This is a genomic window from Listeria grayi, assembly GCF_900638015.1.
In the GTDB taxonomy this organism is placed as follows: Bacteria; Bacillota; Bacilli; order Lactobacillales; family Listeriaceae; genus Listeria; species Listeria grayi.
This window is the reverse complement of record NZ_LR134483.1, coordinates 914,243-935,402: the sequence shown is the minus strand read 5'-3', so window position 1 is coordinate 935,402 and position 21,160 is coordinate 914,243. Positions and strand designations below refer to the sequence as shown.

The following is a 21,160-nucleotide window of genomic DNA, read 5'->3' as shown; positions in this document are numbered from 1 at the left end:
TTTTCTAAGGCTTACATGCCTTCGATGCTTTTGTTAGGGCTGCTAGGAAAAGTTTCTTCGTCTTTTCTAATTAACTACTTTTCATTTTTAATTGTAGTATCAGCATATTAACAGATGTTATCTAAACTTTACTAAAGAAGAGAGATGAGAAGCGGTATAACTAACAAGCGTTTTTTGCGCTTGAATTTAAATGATTCTGTATGTTTTTCGCCATTTTCTTGCCAAGTGATTCGCATGCCTTTGATGCTGTTGTCGGGGCCGTCATAGAAGGTCTCAGAATCCTCAATGACTCTTCCGTTAAAATTGCCATTTCCTTTTTTGGCAGCGTCTTTATCTAAATCATTTACATATTTATTATCAATCCATAAATCGACCGACTCAATCTGTGGCTCGCTAAACACATGCCGCCATTTGATTTTTCCAGTCCACGGATAGGCAATAGAATCCGCCTCAGTTCCTTTTCTGGGTTTATAGACTACTTTCCAATTATCAGACTCGCCAACTATGATTGCGGGTTGAAAAGCGGAGAAAATCAGCCAGGCGAGAAGAAGTAGAAAACAGACTAGTAAGCATTTTTTCATTTATTTTTCCTTTCTTAACGGAGGCAACCTAATAATTTTCTTACAAACATTCCCTCCATTTTTCTAAAATAGTGGGAAAACAAGTGGCATGACTAATAACCGCTTCTTGCGTTTGAATTTGAATGATTCTGTATGGCTTTTGCCGTTTTCTTGCCACCTGATTCGCATGCCTTCGGTGGATTTATCAGGACCATTATAGAAGGTTTCGTAATCGGTCTGCCTTTTTCCATCAAAGTTTCCGTCCCCTATTTCAGTGCCATTTATAAGGGTCATATAGTTATTTATATATTTGCCGGAATCTAGTAAATCCACAGAAATATTTACTGGCTCTTTTGAGGTACCTTTATACTCGATAGTGCCTTTCCAAGGATAGCTAATTGAATCAGCAGCAGTACCTTTTCTAGGTTTATAGGTGGCTTTCCAATTATCGGATTCGCCGATGATGATTGCGGGTTGAAAGGCGGAAAAAATTAGCCAAGCTATAAAAATCAAGGTACTTATTAATAAAAATTTATATTTCTTTTTCATCATTTCTTCCTTTCTACTTTAAAATTTTATTACTCGAATAGATATGCGATTTTTTTGTTTGATTGCTTTTATATTCCGCTTATAATAGTTTTGTGAATGCCCCGCCATATACAAAGTCTTATTACTTTTCTGAGTAGCAATCATCGAGTGATAGTATCGCTTTCCACCTTTTTTCTTAAACTGAATAATATCTCCCGGTCTCGCATAAGAAATGGTAGAGTTAACATTTTTAAAACTCCTCACCGGTTTTCTTTTCGACCAATAAGCAGCAAAATCAGACACATTTATCCAAGAAGAGGAAACAGCAATTTCGTGATAGTCTGTCCAGCCATTTACGACACGATGTACATGTTGACTATACCAATAAGACTCTGTTTTATAGATATTACGCGGCACAGGTTTTTTAACTTTTTCGGACATCCGACCATTATACACACATTGAGAAACAAAATTCGTACAATCAGCACCTTCACGGCGATAATTTTTATTTCTGTGCTTCCCCCATTTCTTCGCATACGCAATCGCCCGCTTCCGGTTATACCCTTTAGCCCTAAAAGCGGTAATATCGCTCTCGACAATATCATTATTTTCGATTTCTTCTTCCTCTGCGATTCGATTTAACTCACGGATCGTAGTATTTTGTTCCGCGATTAAAGGAGACTTGTCCTCGTCTTTTTTATCCGAAATTTCAGCTGTTTGCCGGCTTGAAATAGTAGCCTTTTTTTCTGCTTTTTCATCTGGCTCCGGCGTAATCAAATTCTCATCATCGATAATCGGTTCTTCTATCAGATCATCGTCTAAGTCAACCGAACTTTCGGTTTGCTCTCCTTCTGGAAATGCTTTTTCAGAAGGGGTGGATGTGTGCTTATGCAGATATTCGCTTAGGTAAGCGGTGATAATATCATAATCTTCCCGCTCTGCCAAATCATTGTCGCTATCCTCTAGTAATTGTTCGGTCGCAAAATTTACAAATGCTTCCGAATTTATCTTCATCGCTTTGTTATTCAATTTTAAATACGTTTGAATCACGTTCTCTACCTGTGCTACTTTAGAATCTTCTGTTAAATAGGTCGTTAAGTGTTCCGGCTTTATCCAGCCAAGTTGTTTTCCATCTTTGGCGATAAGCAGATATTTGGTTTCTCCTGCGCTTGATTTCAGGATACGCTCTTTACTTACATGAACGGTATTGGAGATATAGCCGTTAATATCGTACTCCGTTCCCGATCCGTTAACAGGATTCCAATCTCCTTTGTAAATATTATCGTTGCCTTTGGCGATGATCGCCTTATAGGAAACCGGTTTGTCCACATATGTAAGCGGCGTGTATAATTTGGTTCCCGCTTTATCTATCCAACCCACTTCTTTATAGGTGGAACCAATGAAAGAATAAATATTGAGCCAAGTGACTTTATTATCCGTTACGATTTCTCTTCTAACTTGTAAACTAAAATTATAATAGGGAGCAGATGTCCCGACTTTTTTAGCCCCCGGTGTGTTATGTGGCCCTTTACTGTAGATGCCGTCACTTTTCCTTGTGATCGTAGCAAAGTAATTCACGTCTTTTTGAGAAGTGATTTTTCGAAAATCAGCGCCTTGTTTGATCGCTTTTTTATCCACCCAACCGATCGTTTTTCCATCCATGTCTTTAAAATTTACCCATGTTCGTTTATTGTCGGTGACCCATTCATTGACAGCTTGATATTTTTTACCTATGTATTGTACTGAATTCCCTAACTTTTTCGCACCCGGTGTATTATATGGTGCATGTCCAAAAACATTATATGTCGTGCTTGTTTTCACAATATCCATCGAATAATGAACATTCTTTTTAGAAGTGATTTTACTTGCAGCAGCATTCCCTTGCAGCGGTAATGGAGGTATTAGGATACCGATAGTCAGTATAACGAGTAGTAATTTCTTGAGAAGTGTTTTTTTCATCTGTAAGCTCCTTTGGTGTAAGTTAACACAAATACTAAATGAAATCTTTTTGTAACGCAAGCGAAATCATTGATATAATTAAGAAAATTTAAATTATTTCTCAGTATGGTTAGAATGATTACTTTTATTGTTTCTATTCTTACCAAATAGAACAAGCAAGCTGATGCTAATAAAAAAGCAGCAGGAAATTATTTTCCCACTACTTCTTTTATTATTTATGCTCCTTAAGCCAATCCGCTAATTTCTTTTTATCCGGTGTTGGTGAATAGGTAGCTTTTACTTTTCCATCTTTCATCGCTACTAGAGTAGGAACGGAATCAATATCGTATTTTTTCAGCAGTGCAGTCATGGCCTTCTCATCGACTTTTCTAGCTTTATCAACATTATAATAATCGATTTTACCAAGCTTTTGTTTTTTTACTTCCTTTTGAAACATCGGTTGAAAAGCTTGGCAGTCTTCGCATGTCGGTCTACCGACATAAATAGTTTGACTGGCTTTATTTTTGACTTTTGTCTGCCAATCGTTTGTGGTGATCACATGCAGAAAATTTTTGCCTGCCGCTTCGGTTTGCTTGGCTTTTTCAGCCGCTGTTTTTGAGTTCGCTCCCCCACACGCACTTAATGTAACTAGCGCGGCAACCGCGACGAACATGGCGATCCATTTTTTCATTTTTCTATTTTCCTCCCCTTATTCCTTATCGAATTCAATATCCGCTGAATAAATTTCATGAATGACACCTTGCGCGTCCTCCATCAGTAGCACTCCTTCGTCTGAGATACCTTTTACTTTCCCACGGATACTTCCTTTCAATGTGCTGGCGATCATGGTTGACTGAAATGGGATCGCCTTGGATTCCCATAATAATTTGATTGGTTCAAATCCTTTTTCTGTATATAGCTGATAATATTTTTCAAAATAAAGCATGGCTGCTTGAAATAAGATAGTTCGAGAAACGGTTTCCCCGGTTTCCTGACGCAATGAGGTAGCTTTGTTTTTTATTTCATCTGGAAAAGCGGCTTGGTTGACATTGATGCCGATTCCCAAGATAAGTGCTTCGATCTGGTCTGCTTCTGCCTGCATTTCCGTGAGCACTCCACATACTTTGCGTTTACCAATATAAATATCATTGGGCCATTTGATTTGCGGCGTTAGATCCGTTACTTTTTCAATTGCTTCAACAATCGCGAGTGAGGCAATGAAAGTAAATTGTGGTGCTTTTGCGATTGGGATATCTGGTTTTACGATGAGACTCATCCAAACACCTTGTCCTTTTTGCGAATCCCAGTTACGGTTCATTCTCCCTTTTCCCGTTTCCTGCTGATCACCAACGATCACTGTACCTTCCGGCGCCCCGTCGTTAACAGCCTTTTTTGCAACTAGTTGCGTAGAACCCACCGTTTCATAGAAGTAGAGGTTTTTCCCCATGAAGGTAGTCGCTAAATTTAAGAGCAGGGCATCGCGCGTGTATTGTTCCGCAGAAGCGCGCAGACGATAACCTTTATTGCGTACTGCTTCAATCAGAAAGCCTTCCGTGCGAAGCTGTTCCATTTGTTTCCAGATCGCTGTTCGAGAACAATTCAAATGATCCGCTATTTTTTGACCAGATAAAAAGTCATTTTCGTGCGCTTGGAATAATGCTAATAATCTATCTCGATTCTTCATCTACGACCCACCTTTTGATTGCATCCGACGTATTAGATAAACGACCTTGCACAATCTCTTTTTCTAATTTTTCAATTGTTATTTTCAGCCATTTGCCAGGTGCTTTCCCCGTCCAAGCCATCAAGTCCCGTCCGTCTGCCATTAATTCGTCGCGACTATGAATGGGCAGTTCGCCGTATTGCTTCAATAATTCATTTACTACTCCATCTTTCGCATACATGATCTCAAAAGCTGATCCTACTAAGCAAAGAACCTGCTCTCCGGCATAATAGAGATCTGTAGCTGTCCATTCCTCCGGATAATCCATCAAGCGTTCATAAGCTTTACTCACTACCTGAATGGTTTTATTCGATAATTTCCATGCTCGGAGAAATTGACTGGCGGATTCAGGTTTTACTGCCGCTGCAAGTAGCAGCCATGTTGCTAGTTCGTCTTGCAATTCGCTGAAATGCCATGTTGCTAGCTGCAGCAATGCTTCCTGTTTTCCTTGCAGTCCGGGCAAATAGACTTCTACACCGCTATCCACCAACAGTTTCAGTGCCTTGTTCACGGCTTTTCCTTGGAGAAGCTTGACCCATTCCGTTGTTTTTCGCTCCACCGCTGTATGCGCTAATAATGCTTTATTCTCTTGAAGCGCCTGCCGCGTTGCCTGATCCAACTGAAAGTCCAGTTGACTGACAAAACGGATCGCCCGCATCATCCGAAGCGCATCTTCGTGAAACCGTTCGTGTGGATCTCCGACAGCACAGATTTGTTTGGCAGTGATCGCTTCTTTCCCTCGAAAAGGGTCAATAAATCGGCCTGCTGCATCCATCGCGATCGCATTCATTGTAAAATCCCGGCGCCTCAAGTCTTCGGTCAATGAACGGATGAAAGTAACTTCTTTTGGCCGCCGAAAATCTTCATAGGTGCCCTCTGTACGAAAAGTCGTTATTTCATAGAAGGTGCCATTTTCTCTGACAGTGACCGTCCCATGCTCAATACCTGTATCATATGTCTTTGGAAAAATCTCTTTTACCTCTTCAGGAAAAGCGCTTGTTGCGATATCGACATCGGCGATCTTTCTGCCAATGAGGAAATCGCGCACCGATCCGCCGACAAAATACGCTTCAAAGCCGGCAGCCGTTAATTTTTGTAAGACTGGCAAGGCTTGTTTGAAAATCTCGTCCACGTGTACTCCTCCTAAACAGCACTATAATCGGCGCTTAATCTAAAATATTTTCTAGTCCATAAATCAATGTATCTAATTCTGCTGTTTTGCGGATGGAGAGTGCTACGCCAGACATGAAAGATTCGCGGTGATACGAATCATGACGAATCGTGAGCCCTTGTCCTTTAGCACCAAAGATAACTTCTTGATGGGCAACAAGTCCCGGCAGGCGAACACTGTGGATCCGCATACCGTCAAATTCTGCTCCCCTTGCTCCTGGAATCGTTTCTTCTTCACCTTCTGCGCCTTGCGAGATCGCTTTCCGTGTTTCGGCCATCATTTCAGCTGTTTTTCTCGCTGTACCGCTTGGGGCATCCAGTTTTTGATCATGATGCAGTTCGATTATCTCCACATTCGGGAAATATTTTGCTGCTTTTTGGGCAAACTGCATCATCAATACAGCGCCAACTGCAAAGTTAGGTGCAATGATCGCACCGGTTTTTTTCGATTCTGCGATCTCCGTTAATTCCTGCAACTGTTCCGTAGTGATTCCAGTTGTTCCGACCACTGCTCGAACACCGTTTTCCAAAATCGTTTTCGTATGTACGTATCCCACTTTTGGTGTCGTAAAATCAACGACACATTCCGGCTCTGCAGCTTTCAGCATGGCTTGCATATCGCCAAAAACAGGCACATCCAGCTCACTGAATGCTGTCACTTCATTGATGTTTTTCTCGCTGGGTTCATGATCCAATACGGCTACGAGTTCCATGTCCTCTGCCGCTAAGACCGTTTTGACTACTTCATGTCCCATTCTGCCTTTAAAACCAGATACTGCTACTTTCATTTGTCTTCCTCCTTTAAAGTCCAACGTTTTTTATCTCGTGTATTGAATTTATTCATCACTCCGTCATGCGCGGCTTCTAGATCAACACCCAAAGAATTTGCCATGCAAATCAATACAAATAAACAATCGCCTAATTCCTCTTCGATTTTTTTCTCGGTCTCTGTTGTTTTTTTCGGTTTTTCTCCGTAGTAATGATTGATCTCTCTCGCAAGTTCGCCCGTTTCTTCGGTAATGCGCGCCATCATTGCTAACGGCGAAAAATAGCCTTCTTTGAACTGACCGATATGGGCATCTACTTCCTGCTGGAGCGCTTGCATCGTTTTCGCCATTGTCTTTTCCTCCGCTCATTTTATGATTGCTTTTATTATACCTAAGTTGGCAGTTAATTCCAACTGACGCTATTTGCAAAAATCATGTTTCCACGTAGTGAAAACATCCTTTTTGCTTTAAGAAAAAACAGATTTTCAAGCTGCTTTATAAGGCTAATTATTTTTTATATACTTTTGCGGATCATATAAAGAAAGCGCAAGTGGAAGCTCGTTTTCTAACGCCATGTCTGCCAGTAGTCTTCCAACATAAGGCCCTGTCGTCAGCCCTGAAGCACCTAATCCGTTAGCCACGTAAACGTGTGCTTGACCCGGCAAACGTCCCATGAAGGGCGTAAAATCATTCGTATATGGTCTTGTACCTACTGTGATTTCTTTTCGTTCCCAATCTCTGAGCTGCGGCATAAACATTTCCAAATCGGCAAGGATCTCTTCGGCTGCTACTTCCGTTGGTATTCGATCGAAGCCTTTGTCTTTTTCATGTGTGGCTCCAATCAGCAATTCACCAGCGCCAAAAGGAACGATCGACTTGCTACTTGGAGGCAATATCACCGGCCAATCTTCTGTCAAAAGTTCTGGGACTTGGAGCCGTAACAGTTGTCCTTTTTGTGGCACAACGTCGATTTGATAGGCTGTCTGTTCAAATAAAGCCGGTAGCCATGCACCAGCTGTGAGAAATATTTTATCTGCCCGTACATTCGTGCCGTCCACAAGCAGATTCAATGCTTTGTCAAAAGAAGCGGTTCCTTTATGATACACAGCACCATGAGCAAATGCCGCTTGCAATAGGCTTTCCGTATACTGTTTTCCTTTGATCCGAGCTCCTCCACTGACAAAAACAGCGCCATAATCAGCTGAAAGGAAAGGATAACGCGCCTGTAGTGCTTCCGCGTCCCAAGTCGTGATCGCTCCGATTTCTGGTGCCTCTTTTCGCCGTTCATGCGCCAACTCTTCTAGCGCCATTAATTTGGTAGTGCTGTCGCGAAGTAAGAGCGCGCCGGTTTGTTTGTAACTGCTTTTCCGATTGGTCAACTGCTCGATTTCTGTTGTTAATACAGGATAGTATGCCGCACTTTGCTTGGCTAGTTCGTACCAAATTTTATTTCTTCGTTTCGAGAGCCACGGGCAAATGATACCCGCTGCTGCTTTCGTTGCCTGACCTAGTTCTTCTTTATCGATGATTTTCACTTTAGCGCCGGTTTTTGCAAGATGATAAGCCGTACTCGCTCCTACGATCCCAGCACCAACGACGATATATTCATGCATCTTTCTTCCTCCCTATGTAGATCGCGATCTTGTCCCAGTCTTGTTCCATCAACGGCAACAGCGTCCGGTTGTAAAAAATAGCAGCAGGATGAAAAGTCGGGATGACAGTATAGTTTTTTTCCGTCCAATCGTATTGTTCCTTTGTTTGATTCCAAAACTGGATCGGTCCCTGATAAACGGTACCATGCGCAGCTGATACTGACCAGTCGCTTCCAAGTAGCCGCTTTAAACCAATATTTCCAAGCGTGACGATGACTTCCGGTGAGCTGGTCTCAATCTCATAATCAAGGACTGGTGCGTGCGCAATGATCTCTCCTTTATTCGGCGTGCGGTTATATCGTTTCCATTCATTGCGCTCCGTTTTGCGATCCCATTTTTGCCTTTCTTTATATGGTCGGCTGCGAACGGCGCTGGTGATATAGACCTCATCACGCTGCACATTGGCGCGTGTCATCATCTGTTCCAGTTCTTTTCCTGCCCTACCAGTGAACGGGACGCCTGTATGGATCTCTGTTTCTCCCGGCGCTTCGCCTACCAGCATCAGCGTCGGATGTTCGACATCAGGACTGATGACAAAGCCTTCTAAAGCATAATTCGCTGCCCTTTTTTTGACAGTTTCGATCAATTTCTTTGGCAACATGGCTTTCCCTTCTTTCTGCTGAAAATGATTTATTTGAAATTTAGCTGGCGAACATGTCATAATAAGAAAAAAACGAAAAGGAGCTGATTCTCTTGTTTACACAAACGATCAAAGAGCTAGAGGACCTTTATAAGCAAGGAATCATCCCTGGTATCAGCTATCGGCTTTACTCCCCTGAAACTGTCTATTCGCATGTGGATGGCTGGAAGCAGACTGAACCTGCGCCGATTCCATTAGATGCAGCGATATCGTACCGTTACGATATCGCCTCCTTGACCAAAGTGATCGCAACGACAACAAGGATGCTTCAGCTTTTAGAAACCAAACGCGTGCATCTTCATGATACCGTGAGTACTTATCTGCCGGAATTTCGTTTCCCAGACGTAACGCTTTCTCAGTTGCTCACACATAGCTCTGGTCTTGCAAAAAACATTCCCGGCTACACGATCGAAACACCTGCTGCGGTCAAACAGTATTGTTATGATACCCCACTCCAAAGCGAACCAGGTTCTAAAGTCGCGTATGCCGATGTCAATTTTTTACTACTTGGTTTTATTATCGAGCACCTCGACGGAGACTTTGCCGCCAGCATCCAAGCAAATGTCATCGATCCATTAGGATTAAAAGAAACAGGATTTGCTCCGATAGCTGCTGATGTAGCGATCCCCACTGAATGGACGCGTGATCGTGGCCTTATCCAGGGAGAAGTCCATGATTACAAAGCATGGCGCAATGGTGGAGCCGCCGGTCATGCTGGCCTTTTCAGTTCGCTAACGGATCTAGGACGTTTCGTTCACTGTCTGTTGTTTGAGAGCGGCAAACCGCTTTTTCAAACTACCGACTGGCAACGGTTGATTTCAACCAAACAGACTCCCAGTGGGGTGCTTGACCGAGCAATTGGTTGGGATCTAATAGCCACAGGTGATCATTACGCCAGTTACCATACTGGTTTTACTGGGACTTTCATTATAATCGATTTTATAAAACAAACGGCACTGATCGCTTTAAGTAATCGCGTCCATCCTACAAGAAACAATCCTGCTTTTTTAGAAGCACGCAATCACATCGTTACGACTTTTCTCTCCGAAAGTTAATTGTTTTTCGCACGCCAATAGCTACTAGCTGTTTCCGCTGCATACTTGCCGGCAGTGTGGCCGGTCACGAGGGCGCAAGTAATATTATAGCCACCGGTGTAGCCATTGATATCAAGGATCTCTCCGCAGAAAAAGAGTCCCGGCATTTTCTTTGATTCCATTTCACGAGGGTGGATCTCTTTTACCGAGACACCGCCTCCGGTCACAAACGCTTTCTCAAAATCAAGCGTTCCAGTCACGTCAAAGCGAAAATCTTTCAGTAATGCGATCAGCTTCTCTATTTTTTTGGGGCTGATTTGTTTGTATTCTGCCAATGGATCGATTTCCGCGCGTTCCAGCATAAAGAGCAGCAGTTTTTCCTGTAGTAAATTAGGAAGCGCGTTTTTGATCGCTTTTTTCTCGTTTTCCTGCAGCAGTTTCAGCACACGCTGACGAAGTGCTTCTGCTGACAACTCTGGGAAAATATCCAGTTTCATTGGCACAGCTTGCTTTTGTTTTTTCATTTCGCGCTGCACAAACATGCTGCATCGCAAAGCTGCTGGACCAGAAACGCCAAAATGCGTGAAGATCATATCCATTTGATGCGTAATGACGGGCTTTCCTCTTTGATTCAAAACAGACAAGGCCACGTCTTGCAGCGAGATTCCCTGCAACGTACGCTCCTTGATGAACGCTTCATTCGAGGTGATCGGAACTTCTGTCGGATAAAGCTCTGTGATCGTGTGCCCTGCCGCTTTTGCCCAAGCATAGCCGTCTCCGGTCGAGCCAGTCCGCGGAACAGATTTCCCACCGACGGCAATGATAACTGCTGGAGCGCTGATCTCCTTACCATCTTCCAGTTGGATTCCTGCTACTTTTTCAGCTTCATATCGGACTTTTGCCACCTTGGTTTTCATGAAGATATCCACTTGATATTTTTCGAGCTGCGTGATCATGGCTTCTGCTACAGACCGCGCACTATTAGAAACTGGAAACATCCGGCCATGGTCTTCTTCTTTCAGCGCAACGCCCAGCCCTTCAAAGAAAGCAATGATCGACTCATTATCGAAATCGTGAAAAGCACTATATAAAAACCGGCCATTTCCGGGGATATGACGAATGATCTCTTCCACGGGCAATCGATTGGTGACATTACATCTGCCGCCGCCGGAAAGAATCAGTTTTCGTCCTAATTTCGGTCCTTTTTCAACTAATAAAACCTTTTTATTGTGGCTTGCTGCACTGATGGCAGCCATGAGTCCAGAAGGCCCTCCGCCTATTACTATCACATCATAATCCATGTCATAACTCCTTTTTTGTTTTCGCTTGTTAAGTATATCAATTTCCCTATCGTTACTCAAGGATAGAAACCAGTTGTCAAACGCAAAAAAACCGCTCTCCCATGAGGAAAGAGCGGTCTTTTTTATCAGCTGCGGTTGCTGTTCGTGAAAATCAAGATCAAACGAAGCAGCTCCAAGACAGCTACTGCCATTGCAGCAACATAAGTCATCGCCGCGGCACTCAATACTTTTTTCGCGTGTGGTAGCTCTTGGCTGGTAACGATATTCAAACCCTCGATTTGAACGAGTGCCCGTTTGCTGGCATCGAATTCAACTGGCAAGGTGATCAGTTGGAATAATACACCAACCGCCATTAAAATAATCCCGATCAGCATCACACCTCGAATTTGAGCAATCATTCCGATAATCAAGAAAATCCAGGCCGAGTTCGAGCTGAACATCGTTACCGGAACGAGCGCTGAACGGAAACGCATAAAGGCGTAATCTTCCGCATCTTGGATCGCATGTCCGACTTCATGAGCTGCGACTGCGGAACCAGCGATCGTTCTGTCGGAAAAATTAGCTTCGGATAAGAAAACTTTTTTCTTACCGGGGTCATAATGATCGCTCAAAAATCCGGATGTCGGTTCGACAGCCACATCATATAAGCCATTTTTATCTAAAATCATCCGTGCGACTTCTGCCCCAGTCAGACCGCTCTGTACGCCTACTTGCGCATATTTGTTATAAGTCGATTTCACTCGGTACTGTGCCCAGATCGGCAAAGCAGCCACAATGATAAAATACACAATGTAATTAGTAATTGGCATAGGAACATTCTCCTTTTATAAATTAACTTTATTAACTATATTATAAATTGTCCTAACTTTCCCCGCAAGTGCTTTTGCTCTAAATGAGTAAAATCTCATTTTCAGTGGGAAATTTAGCTAAAAAATGGCTTATTCTCATTGGATTTTCATTTTTGAAGATGCGAAAAATCGAGTATAAACCGATTTTTTCGAAGTCCACGAATGTAAACAAGAGCAAGCACCGCGATCGTGAGCCAAAAGGTAAAATATCCGATGATCGGCAGATAATGCTCCAATCCCATGTAGATCGGCATCTGCCCAAACACATAATCGATCACATCGTTGTGCAAGACCCAAATCGCCGCGACAGCAAAGTGCCAAAAACGAAAACGGAAATAAGGAATAAAAATCACTGCTTCCACTGCCATGAATGCGTGTGTTCCTGCCAGCATCAGGCTGGTCCAATAAAAATTTCCGTCGTGAAACATCAAAAACACATTCATCCCAACTGCCCAAGTCCCATATTTGATCAGCGTGACAAGTGCCAATGCTTCCATCAACGGCCAATGTCTGTGCAGTAAAATGCTCCCTAATGCAAATAGAAAAAAGAGCAGCGCTGTTGGACTATCCGGTACAAACAGCCAGTATTTTGGCGCCGTGATCTGCAGCTGCGGGATATACCAGATATAACCATAGATCGTGCCCAAGAGATTGCCGATAAATAGCAACCATAAAAAACTTTTTTTGTTAAGCAATGTATGTAGCACCTGTTCCTCTCCTTTTTAAAAAATCAGCTTGCACGCCTTTTCAGAAAAGGGGGTCAAGCTGATTCTATCTCACTATTTTTCTTTTAATTGGTGATAGGCTTCTGCCAGTTTATAAAAGTCTTCTTCATTACGCTCATCTAATGCTTTATCGACTTGTTTCATGAGGTTTTCCTTTGCAAATACCGAGATACTCTCATCTAAGAAGGTTTTCGCTTCGTCTTTCGCTTCGTCATCGAGATGGAGCAAGGCATGCGGATTTTCTTCGCGGACAAGCGCATATTCGGGAGAAAGCCGGGCGCCGGAGAAATGGAGTTCGATATAAAGATCTTCATCCCAATTCAACCGAATATCGTGAAATGCTTTTTCCGGATCCGTAGTGACGATGTTTTCTTTAAAAAAACGAAAAGGTTCTGCGTTGCTGCCATGTGCACCTAATGAAAGACCGCGCTTATATCCTTCTAGGCTATCTACGAAATGGGCATACTTCAGTATCTGGTCATGACCAGCGATATAATTGAGTACCCACATGGATTCTCTGATCTTCATTTGATGATTATCCAACAGCCACCTGATAAAATCTTTTTTGTCATTAATCGAAATAGATGCTTTCATATCCTTATCTCCTCTCCGTAATGAGGTCTTATTCCAGTAAAGAATCGATTTCCTGATCGTCTGGTTCAAGTGCTAAGTAAGCACGCAACAGTGCTTCTGATTGTTCTATTTCCCCTTCTTCTCGCAAGAATAAACCATATTCTCGTAAAAAAGTAGGATTTTGCTGGAAGTGTGTGGCAGCTGCTTCGTAGTTTACTTTGGCTTTATTATAATTTTCTGTTTCCTGATAAGCAAGTGCTAGATCCCAGAAAAGTTGAGGTTCTTTGACGATGTCCTCATCAAGCTGTTCGCCCAGCTCGATCACGCCTTCATAATCTTCTTTCGCGAGCAGCAGTTTATTAAGCGCAAGAATCGCTTCGGCATATTCCTCGTCCAGTACAATGGCTTGTCGAAGATAGTTTTCTGTATCTCCAAGCAAATGTAAACTTTCAGCGAGTTTAGCTGCCTCAAGATATAGCTCTTTATTAAACTCATCTTGTACGAGTCCTTCTTTCAATACTTCAAGCGCCTGCTCCGGCTTATTGTTTTCTTGGTAACTCTTCGCCAGATAGGTATATAAAGTGGTATAAGCCGGATCATGTTCTTTTAGATGCTCCAATGCATGGATGGCTTGGGTATATTCCTTTGCTTGGTATGCTGTCAGTCCATAACCGAATAATGTATCCATCGATTCATTCTCGGCAGTTGCTTTTTCATAATAAGGCAGTGCTTCTTCAAACGCACCACTTGCGGATAAGGCTTCCGCGATACGTTCGTAGACAGATACATGAGCAGCTTCAATAAAAGTGATGCCATTATCTAAGACCGCTTGATAACTTTGGACACTGGAAGCAAATCGGCCTTGTGACAGATAATATTCGCCTAATGCAAAGTCGATGATCGGTTCATCTGGAGCAAGCTGTTTCGCGTCTTGTAGTTTGCGTTCACTAACTTCGAACAACCCCTGCATTTGGTAAAGATCAGCTAAGACCAGTAGGCTTTCTAAATACGCTTCATCTTGTTTGTCCACTTTTTCCAAATACGCTTGGGCACTCTCGATATCGTCTTTTTCCAGTGCTACCTCGGCTGCACGCACAAGCAGTTCGCCTTCATCTTTATATTTGGCAAGTAGTAATTCATACAGATCTTCCGTTTCGTTTAAAAATCCCAGACTGAATAACTGTTCCGCTAAAAAGAACTGCTCTTCATCTGATCCATTTTGCAGCACTTCGTTAAAATAACCTTGTGCTTTTTTTATATCTTCATGCTCTAAGGCATGGAGCATTTTTTCTGCATTTTCCATTACGTAACCCCTCGTCTATAAAATCGTAGTACCTATTATACCATTTGCATTTTGCGGATAGAAAGAAATATGGCTTATAACTTCAAAAAGCGGATCACACACTGCTGCCAGCTTGTGATCCGCTTTTCTTATTGGTGTATCAATTTTTCTAGATCTGTGAAAAAAGCTGGATACGAAACCGAAACAGCTTCTGCTTTATCCAATTCTACTTCTCCACTCGTTACTAATAAAGCAGCGATTTGAAGCATCATGCCGATACGATGATCGCCGTAGCTAGTCACGTTTGCGCCATGAAGCGCAGTTTTGCCATGAATGATCAAACCGTCTTCGGTAGGTTCGATTCGGGCACCAAGTTTTGTCAATTCCGCCGCCACCGCATCGATTCGATTGGTCTCTTTCACTTTCAGTTCGGCAGCGTCTTTGATCACCGTCGTTCCTTCTGCTTGAGTAGCAAGTAACGCGATCACCGGGATCTCATCGATCAAGCGCGGTATCAAACTACCACTTATTTCTGTACCGTGTAGCTCGCTTGTCCGCACAATCAGGTCTGCAGATGGTTCGCCTTGATGGGTGCTAGGATTCGATTGTTCCACGCTCCCTCCCATTTGCTCGATCACATCCAAGATGCCTGTACGAGTCGGGTTGATCCCAACGTTTTCTAAATGGATCTCGCTATTTTCCGCAAGTAATCCGGCTGCTAAGAAAAAGGCTGCGGAAGAAATATCGCCGGGCACCGTGATCGTTTGACCAGTCAATGTTTGATTACCAGTCACCCGGATCGTTTTACCTTCCGTTTGGATCGTCCCGCCAAACTGCCGGATCATCTGCTCGGTATGGTCACGCGTTTTTTCAAGTTCATGAATGACCGTTTCACCTTCTGCCTGTAATCCAGCTAAAATAATCGCACTTTTGACTTGGGCACTGGCAACTGGCATGTCATAGGTGATCGCTTGCAGTTTCCCATTATCGCGGATCGTGAGCGGTGCGAATTCGGAATCATCTTTCCCCGCAATCGATGCGCCCATTTCCTTCAAAGGAAGCATGACGCGATTCATCGGCCGGCGAGCAATCGACGAATCGCCGAAAAGAACAGCTGGTATGCGGGCACCTGTCAAAATCCCCATCAGTAAACGGATCGTCGTCCCTGAATTACCGACGTCAATAGGACCATCTGGCGCTTCAAGACCGGCAAAACCTTTTCCATGAACCTTCACTTTTTCGCCGTCATCTTCAATTTTTACGCCTAATTTCTGAAAAGCTGCCAATGTACCAAGACAATCGTCAGCACGTAAAAAATGCGTGATCGTTGTCGTTCCATTTGCTAAGGCACCGAACATAATGCTGCGGTGTGAGATCGATTTGTCGCCGGGAACTTGGATATTCCCCTGCAGATTTTGTTTATTTATCCATAATTTCAACTGCTATTCCTCCTCGCCGTAGTGGCAGGCATAGCCACTCTTACTTTCAATACATACTTTCGCGCGTTCGCGGTCTTTATTGGTTTGGAAAGTAATTTGCAATACCCCAAAGATATCTTCGCGTGTTTCTAAGATCTTGATATTGGTCAAGCTGATTTCTTCTTCGGCCAAAAAGCCAGTGACTTCCGAGATGACACCAGGATAATCGGGAACGTCAACAAATAGATCATAGAAAGCAGGAATCGCTCCGCCTTCGTGGATCGGCAGCGAATCGCGAAATTCTTTCGCATCGTCGAAAAAGGAGTAGATGGTTGTTTCATTCTCCTGATCGATCATACGGATCGCTTCGTTCATACCATCGCGCCATACAGAGAGCTGCTGTTTCAAGATCGTGCGGTTGCTGAGCGAGATGTCTGTCCACATCCGCGGATCAGAGGAAGCAACGCGGGTGATGTCCCGAAAGCCACCTGCCGCTAGACGAAAGGCGGCTGGATGATCATTGGTAAAGTTTCTAGTTTGATTGACTAATGCAGCTGCCACGATATGCGGCAGATGACTCAGCATCCCGGTGATTTGATCATGTTCTTCAGGGGCGATCTCCATAAATCTCGCATTGGTGCCGATTAGCCATTTTCGGAGCTCTGCTACTCTGTCCGCTGATACTGAGGGCGGCGGTGTCAGCAGATAATACGCATTTTCAAATAAAAGCGCCTTCGCTGCAGTAACACCACTTTTATGCGAACCAGCCATTGGATGACCACCGATAAACGTCTTCCCTAATTCCAACAGTTCTGCAGCTGCTTGGATGATTCCTGATTTTGTGCTGCCGGTATCTGTAATAATGACATCCGGTTTTAATTGGATCGCCGGCAAGCGCTGCAGCAAGGCTTCGGTCTGCTTGACAGGTGACCCGAAGATCAATAGATCCGCTTTTGGTCCGTCGATCTGCAGACTTTCACCAATTTCGTCGATCACGCCGAGTGCTTTGCCTTTTTCAAGTGTAGCTAAAGAAACATCGATACCAATGATATGTGCTTCGGGATGTTCTTTTTTGATTGCTAGACTGATGGATCCACCGATCAATCCCAGCCCTACAATGACAACTGTTCCTTTCATACTATTTCTCCTTATCTATTTGCCAAAAGTTGTTTCAGTAACGTAATGACTGCTTCATTATCTTCCCGGCGTCCTACTGTGATCCGAATCGCAGTTGGGAATCCTAATGCCGCTCCGGAACGCGTGATATAGCCTTTTTTTTCCAAGTAATCAAAAATTTCGCTTGCTGGTATATCGAGATCGAGCAATACAAAGTTGCTCTTAGAAGGATAGAGTTTTACCTCCGGATATTCGCTAGCGAATGCCTCATATTGTTTGATCCCCTGAGCATTTTCTGTGCGACATTTTTCAATAAAAGCCTGATCATTCAAAGCTTCGATTGCAAGCTGCTGTCCGGTTGTTGTCGTATTGAACGGCGGACGGATAATATTTAGTTTTTCAATCACTTCTTTTTGCGCGATTCCATACCCGACCCGTGAACTAGCTAGACCGTAGATCTTGCTGAAAGTCCGTGTAATGATGACATTCGGATAGCGACGCATCCAATCTTCATGCCGCTCCGGCACAGGCAGTACATAATCGATATACGCTTCATCCACTACCACAAGGCAGTCTGCTGGTACTTTGGCAATAAATGCTTCTAATTCAGTGGTATCGATATAATTCCCGGTCGGATTGTTTGGGTTACAGATCCAAACGATCGCTGTATTCGCATCGATCGCCGCTAACATTTTTTCTAAGTCATGCGAGCCATCTTCTAGCAGTCCGATCTCTCGAACTTCTGCGCCTTCTATCAATGCATTTTGGCGATATTGGACGAAAGTAGGAACGGCCATGACGGTATTCGTTTGTTCCGAAAGCAGACCGCGTGTCAATAATGCGATCAGTTCATCCACACCAGCCGTGAAAATCAATTCTTCTTCAAAAACGCCATGATAGGCAGCCACGACTTTACGCAGCTCGCTTGCCCAGCCGTCTGGATAAATCTCTGTTGCTAAGTGGAAATGAGCGATGACATCCTTCACTTGCGGCGATGCTCCTAATGGGTTTTCATTCGAAGATAATTTCACAATGCTTTCCAAGCCTAATTCCATCATTACTTCTTCTTCCCGTTTACCAGGTTTATAAGAAGCTAAGCCATTTAATGATTTCTTCCATTTCATTTTTATTCCTCCTTGTTAGCCAAATCAGGTCGTAAACGCTTTGCTGCGTTCAGATACACATGCTTAATCCCCGCTAGGTCTGCTTCGATATTGGTAAAGACCATCATGCGGATACAAAGTGGTAGTGCATTCGGAACTGCCATTTCTAATGTGCTCATAACAGGAACCAGCTCAAACCCTGCTGTTTCACGAACAGCACGAGCCGGGAAGCCGGCATCGACATCTGGAGTGACTGTGATGATGACCGATACAAGCTCCTCTGCGGAAGAGATCGAATTCGCTGTTAAAATTTGCTGGAATAGTTCTTTCGTATGACTATAGATCTGTTCTTGGGTATTTGCTGGGATCGTTGTTGCTCCTCGGATCGCTCGCATTTCCTCACTCCTTTTCACGCATTTAATTCGTCAAAAATATGTTTCAGTTCTTGTTCCGTAGCTGGATAGATGACTGGTTCGCCGATTTTTTTCAGCAACACCATATTTACCTGGCCGTAAGTCGTTTTTTTATCGTGTTTCATGTTTTCAAATAGGGCTGTCCAATCTAAAGCAGCAGGTAAATGGACTTCATAGCCAAGTTTGGCAAGCCATTTTTTCCATGTCGCCACATCAAAATCAAGCTGATAAACTTGCTGACTCATTGCGATTGCATACAACATTCCGTAAATAACTGCTTCCCCATGCAGCCATTTTCCAAATCCACCGTAGGCTTCAAGCGCGTGACCAAATGTATGACCGAAATTCAGAAACGCTCTTACACCTTGTTCGGTTTCATCTTCGGCAACGATCTGTGCCTTGATCTCGATTCCACGTGCTAAGAAACTGCTGAGATCTTTGGTATAAAGATCACTGGGTAGCCTGAAAGTTTCCATTAAAGCCGTTAACAATGTATGATCTTGGATCAGCGCATGTTTGATAAGTTCGGCAAATCCCGAGCGCGTCTCGCGTTCTGACAGTGTTTGAAGTAGCGAGGTATCATAGATCACTGCTTCCGGCTGATAGAAATTACCGATCATATTTTTCCCAAGCGGATGATTGATCGCTACTTTGCCACCGACAGCACTATCATGTGCCAGCACGGTCGTTGGTAGTTGATAAAAGGCGATGCCACGCATATAGGTCGCAGCTACAAAGCCACCTAGATCACCGATCACTCCGCCACCAAAAGCCACTAGCGCTGATTTGCGGTCCAATCCTTCTTCGATTGCTTTCGTCATTACTGCTTCATAGACAGGAAATGTCTTCGCTGTTTCTCCACTTGGAGTAACGTAGTAAACGACATCCGCAAGCTGTGAAAAAGCCGTTTGCAATTTATCCAGTTGATAGTTTGCTACGTTTTCATCAGTCAAAACAAACACTTTGGAATACTTGCCTAGCTCTTTCACTAATTTTGGAAATGTTTCTTCCAATGCATTTGCGCTGATATAGACAGGATATGTTTTACTTGCGGCATGCACAGTGATTTCTGGCATAATCAAAACTCCTTCATAGCTTGACGGTACGCTTCCACTTGTTCTTTCAGTCCTTCAAAGCGGTCGCTGTCAAATTTATCCAACACTGCTTCGGCGACTTCCCAAGCAACTACTGCTTCGGCAACAACACTAGCAGCAGGAACAGCACAGCTGTCGGAACGTTCAACGCTGGCCGTGAATGCTTCTTTAGAATCGATATCGACACTTTGCAGCGGTTTGTATAATGTTGGGATTGGTTTCATGACTCCATGAACCACGATCGGCATTCCATTTGTCATGCCGCCTTCGAATCCGCCAAGATTATTACTTGTCCGTGTGTAGCCATCTTCTTCGGACCAAACGATCTCATCCATCACTTCGCTTCCTGGTTTGCGGGCCACTTCAAAACCAACACCGAATTCTGCGCCTTTGAAAGCATTGATACTCACGATAGCACGGGCGATCTTGGCATCCAATTTTTTATCCCATTGGACATAACTGCCAAGTCCTGCGGGTACACCGCCAACTACTACTTCGACGATTCCACCGATCGTATCGCCATTTTTCTTTGCTTCATCGATTTTATCCATCATGGTCTGTTCACTATTTTTATCTAATGTACGCACTGGTGATGCTTCGGAAATGCTTTGGATCTCTTTGACAGTATAGTCTTTGTCCAGATCAGCTCGGACACCACCGATTTCAAGGACATGACCTGCAACTTCGATACCAAGCTCTGCCAATAGTTTTTTCGCTACTGCACCAGCTGCGACGCGTACGGTCGTTTCTCTCGCACTAGAACGTTCTAGGACATTCCGCATGTCGCGATGACCATATTTGATCCCGCCGACAAGATCAGCATGTCCCGGTCTTGGTCTGGAAACACGTCTCGATTGTTCTTTTTTATCGGGTACAGGTTCGATGCTCATTACTGTTTCCCAATGTTTCCAGTCTTTATTCTCTACAAATAAAGCAAGCGGGGAAGCGAGTGTCTTCCCATGTCTTAATCCTGCTGTTACTTGGACTTGATCCTTTTCGATCCGCATTCTTGCTCCGCGGCCATGTCCGCCTTGACGTCTGCGCAGTTCATTGTTGATATCATCCGGTAATAAAGGTAGCCCTGCTGGCAACCCTTCAATAATCGTCGTTAATCCTGGTCCATGGGACTCTCCTGCAGTTAAATATCTCATTTATGCTCTCTCCTTTTTTCGCTCAATATTTTAGCGCTTTAAAGTATATGTGTATAATCTTAACATACTAGCACTTAGAAAACAATTCTTTGCTTCTGCTTTTTGAAATCCAGATTTATCAAAA

The 21,160-nt window shown here is 43.6% G+C and carries 22 protein-coding genes; 1 reads left to right on the top strand and 21 read right to left on the bottom strand.

From position 1 onward, the window contains the following. Window positions 1-131 precede the first annotated feature (131 nt). From EL241_RS04460 to EL241_RS04415, 10 genes are all read right to left on the bottom strand, one after another. The gene (locus tag EL241_RS04460; protein WP_036107070.1) at window positions 132-581 is read right to left on the bottom strand and encodes a hypothetical protein; all 450 of its coding nucleotides are present in this window, start codon (window positions 579-581) and stop codon (window positions 132-134) included. Window positions 582-644: 63 nt separating this feature from the next. Beyond that, complete coding sequence (locus EL241_RS04455; RefSeq protein WP_232020850.1) at window positions 645-1,112, bottom strand: hypothetical protein; 468 nt, start codon at window positions 1,110-1,112, stop codon at window positions 645-647. A gap of 15 nt (window positions 1,113-1,127) precedes the next feature. Continuing rightward, window positions 1,128-3,047, bottom strand: a complete 1,920-nt coding sequence (locus EL241_RS04450) for a GW dipeptide domain-containing protein (protein ID WP_126320379.1) — start codon at window positions 3,045-3,047, stop codon at window positions 1,128-1,130. Window positions 3,048-3,258: 211 nt separating this feature from the next. Continuing rightward, window positions 3,259-3,717: a thioredoxin family protein gene (locus EL241_RS04445; protein ID WP_036107094.1), complete on the bottom strand. Its 459-nt coding sequence runs from the start codon at window positions 3,715-3,717 to the stop codon at window positions 3,259-3,261. A gap of 18 nt (window positions 3,718-3,735) precedes the next feature. Next, entirely contained in the window at window positions 3,736-4,710 is a 975-nt protein-coding gene (locus tag EL241_RS04440; RefSeq protein WP_036107098.1) for a biotin--[acetyl-CoA-carboxylase] ligase, read from the bottom strand. After that, on the bottom strand, window positions 4,694-5,881 hold the full coding sequence (locus tag EL241_RS04435; protein WP_036107102.1) for a CCA tRNA nucleotidyltransferase: 1,188 nt from the start codon (window positions 5,879-5,881) through the stop codon (window positions 4,694-4,696). The genes EL241_RS04440 and EL241_RS04435 overlap by 17 nt, the downstream gene beginning before the upstream one ends. Before the next feature lie 34 nt (window positions 5,882-5,915). After that, window positions 5,916-6,707 carry a 4-hydroxy-tetrahydrodipicolinate reductase gene (gene dapB / locus EL241_RS04430; RefSeq protein WP_036107105.1) on the bottom strand — a complete coding sequence of 264 codons (792 nt, stop codon included), beginning with the start codon at window positions 6,705-6,707 and terminating at the stop codon, window positions 5,916-5,918. Next, window positions 6,704-7,036 (bottom strand): nucleotide pyrophosphohydrolase, encoded by a 333-nt coding sequence (locus EL241_RS04425; protein ID WP_036107108.1) that lies wholly within the window; start codon window positions 7,034-7,036, stop codon window positions 6,704-6,706. The genes dapB and EL241_RS04425 overlap by 4 nt, the downstream gene beginning before the upstream one ends. A gap of 153 nt (window positions 7,037-7,189) precedes the next feature. Then, a complete protein-coding gene (locus EL241_RS04420) occupies window positions 7,190-8,299 on the bottom strand; it encodes an NAD(P)/FAD-dependent oxidoreductase (RefSeq protein WP_036107111.1) in 1,110 nt (369 codons plus the stop codon). Beyond that, entirely contained in the window at window positions 8,292-8,939 is a 648-nt protein-coding gene (locus EL241_RS04415) for a uracil-DNA glycosylase (protein ID WP_036107114.1), read from the bottom strand. The genes EL241_RS04420 and EL241_RS04415 overlap by 8 nt, the downstream gene beginning before the upstream one ends. A 92-nt stretch (window positions 8,940-9,031) precedes the next feature. Here EL241_RS04415 and EL241_RS04410 point away from each other — a divergent pair, with 92 nt between their 5' ends. Continuing rightward, window positions 9,032-10,033, top strand: coding sequence for a serine hydrolase domain-containing protein (locus tag EL241_RS04410; RefSeq protein ID WP_052009242.1), 1,002 nt, complete (start codon window positions 9,032-9,034; stop codon window positions 10,031-10,033). Here the strand turns inward: EL241_RS04410 and EL241_RS04405 are convergent. The 11 genes from EL241_RS04405 to aroC form a co-directional block, all read right to left on the bottom strand. Next, entirely contained in the window at window positions 10,030-11,313 is a 1,284-nt protein-coding gene (locus EL241_RS04405; RefSeq protein ID WP_036107117.1) for a BaiN/RdsA family NAD(P)/FAD-dependent oxidoreductase, read from the bottom strand. The genes EL241_RS04410 and EL241_RS04405 overlap by 4 nt on opposite strands. A 125-nt stretch (window positions 11,314-11,438) precedes the next feature. Further along, window positions 11,439-12,122 (bottom strand): zinc metallopeptidase, encoded by a 684-nt coding sequence (locus tag EL241_RS04400; protein ID WP_036107120.1) that lies wholly within the window; start codon window positions 12,120-12,122, stop codon window positions 11,439-11,441. Window positions 12,123-12,268: 146 nt separating this feature from the next. Then, window positions 12,269-12,868 carry a DUF1405 domain-containing protein gene (locus EL241_RS04395; RefSeq protein WP_003758418.1) on the bottom strand — a complete coding sequence of 200 codons (600 nt, stop codon included), beginning with the start codon at window positions 12,866-12,868 and terminating at the stop codon, window positions 12,269-12,271. A 72-nt stretch (window positions 12,869-12,940) separates the two neighbouring features. Next, entirely contained in the window at window positions 12,941-13,480 is a 540-nt protein-coding gene (locus EL241_RS04390; RefSeq protein WP_003758416.1) for a ReoY family proteolytic degradation factor, read from the bottom strand. A gap of 28 nt (window positions 13,481-13,508) precedes the next feature. After that, on the bottom strand, window positions 13,509-14,762 hold the full coding sequence (locus EL241_RS04385; protein ID WP_003758415.1) for a tetratricopeptide repeat protein: 1,254 nt from the start codon (window positions 14,760-14,762) through the stop codon (window positions 13,509-13,511). A gap of 128 nt (window positions 14,763-14,890) precedes the next feature. Continuing rightward, window positions 14,891-16,180, bottom strand: coding sequence for a 3-phosphoshikimate 1-carboxyvinyltransferase (gene aroA / locus EL241_RS04380; protein WP_036107126.1), 1,290 nt, complete (start codon window positions 16,178-16,180; stop codon window positions 14,891-14,893). Window positions 16,181-16,183: 3 nt separating this feature from the next. Further along, entirely contained in the window at window positions 16,184-17,296 is a 1,113-nt protein-coding gene (locus EL241_RS04375; protein ID WP_036107129.1) for a prephenate dehydrogenase, read from the bottom strand. Between the two features lie 11 nt (window positions 17,297-17,307). After that, window positions 17,308-18,399 (bottom strand): histidinol-phosphate transaminase, encoded by a 1,092-nt coding sequence (gene hisC, locus EL241_RS04370; protein WP_036107132.1) that lies wholly within the window; start codon window positions 18,397-18,399, stop codon window positions 17,308-17,310. 2 nt (window positions 18,400-18,401) lie between these two features. Next, entirely contained in the window at window positions 18,402-18,773 is a 372-nt protein-coding gene (gene aroH / locus EL241_RS04365; RefSeq protein ID WP_036107134.1) for a chorismate mutase, read from the bottom strand. A 14-nt stretch (window positions 18,774-18,787) separates the two neighbouring features. After that, a complete protein-coding gene (gene aroB / locus EL241_RS04360) occupies window positions 18,788-19,867 on the bottom strand; it encodes a 3-dehydroquinate synthase (RefSeq protein ID WP_126320378.1) in 1,080 nt (359 codons plus the stop codon). A 2-nt stretch (window positions 19,868-19,869) separates the two neighbouring features. After that, window positions 19,870-21,036 carry a chorismate synthase gene (gene aroC, locus EL241_RS04355; RefSeq protein WP_036107137.1) on the bottom strand — a complete coding sequence of 389 codons (1,167 nt, stop codon included), beginning with the start codon at window positions 21,034-21,036 and terminating at the stop codon, window positions 19,870-19,872. Window positions 21,037-21,160 lie beyond the last annotated feature (124 nt).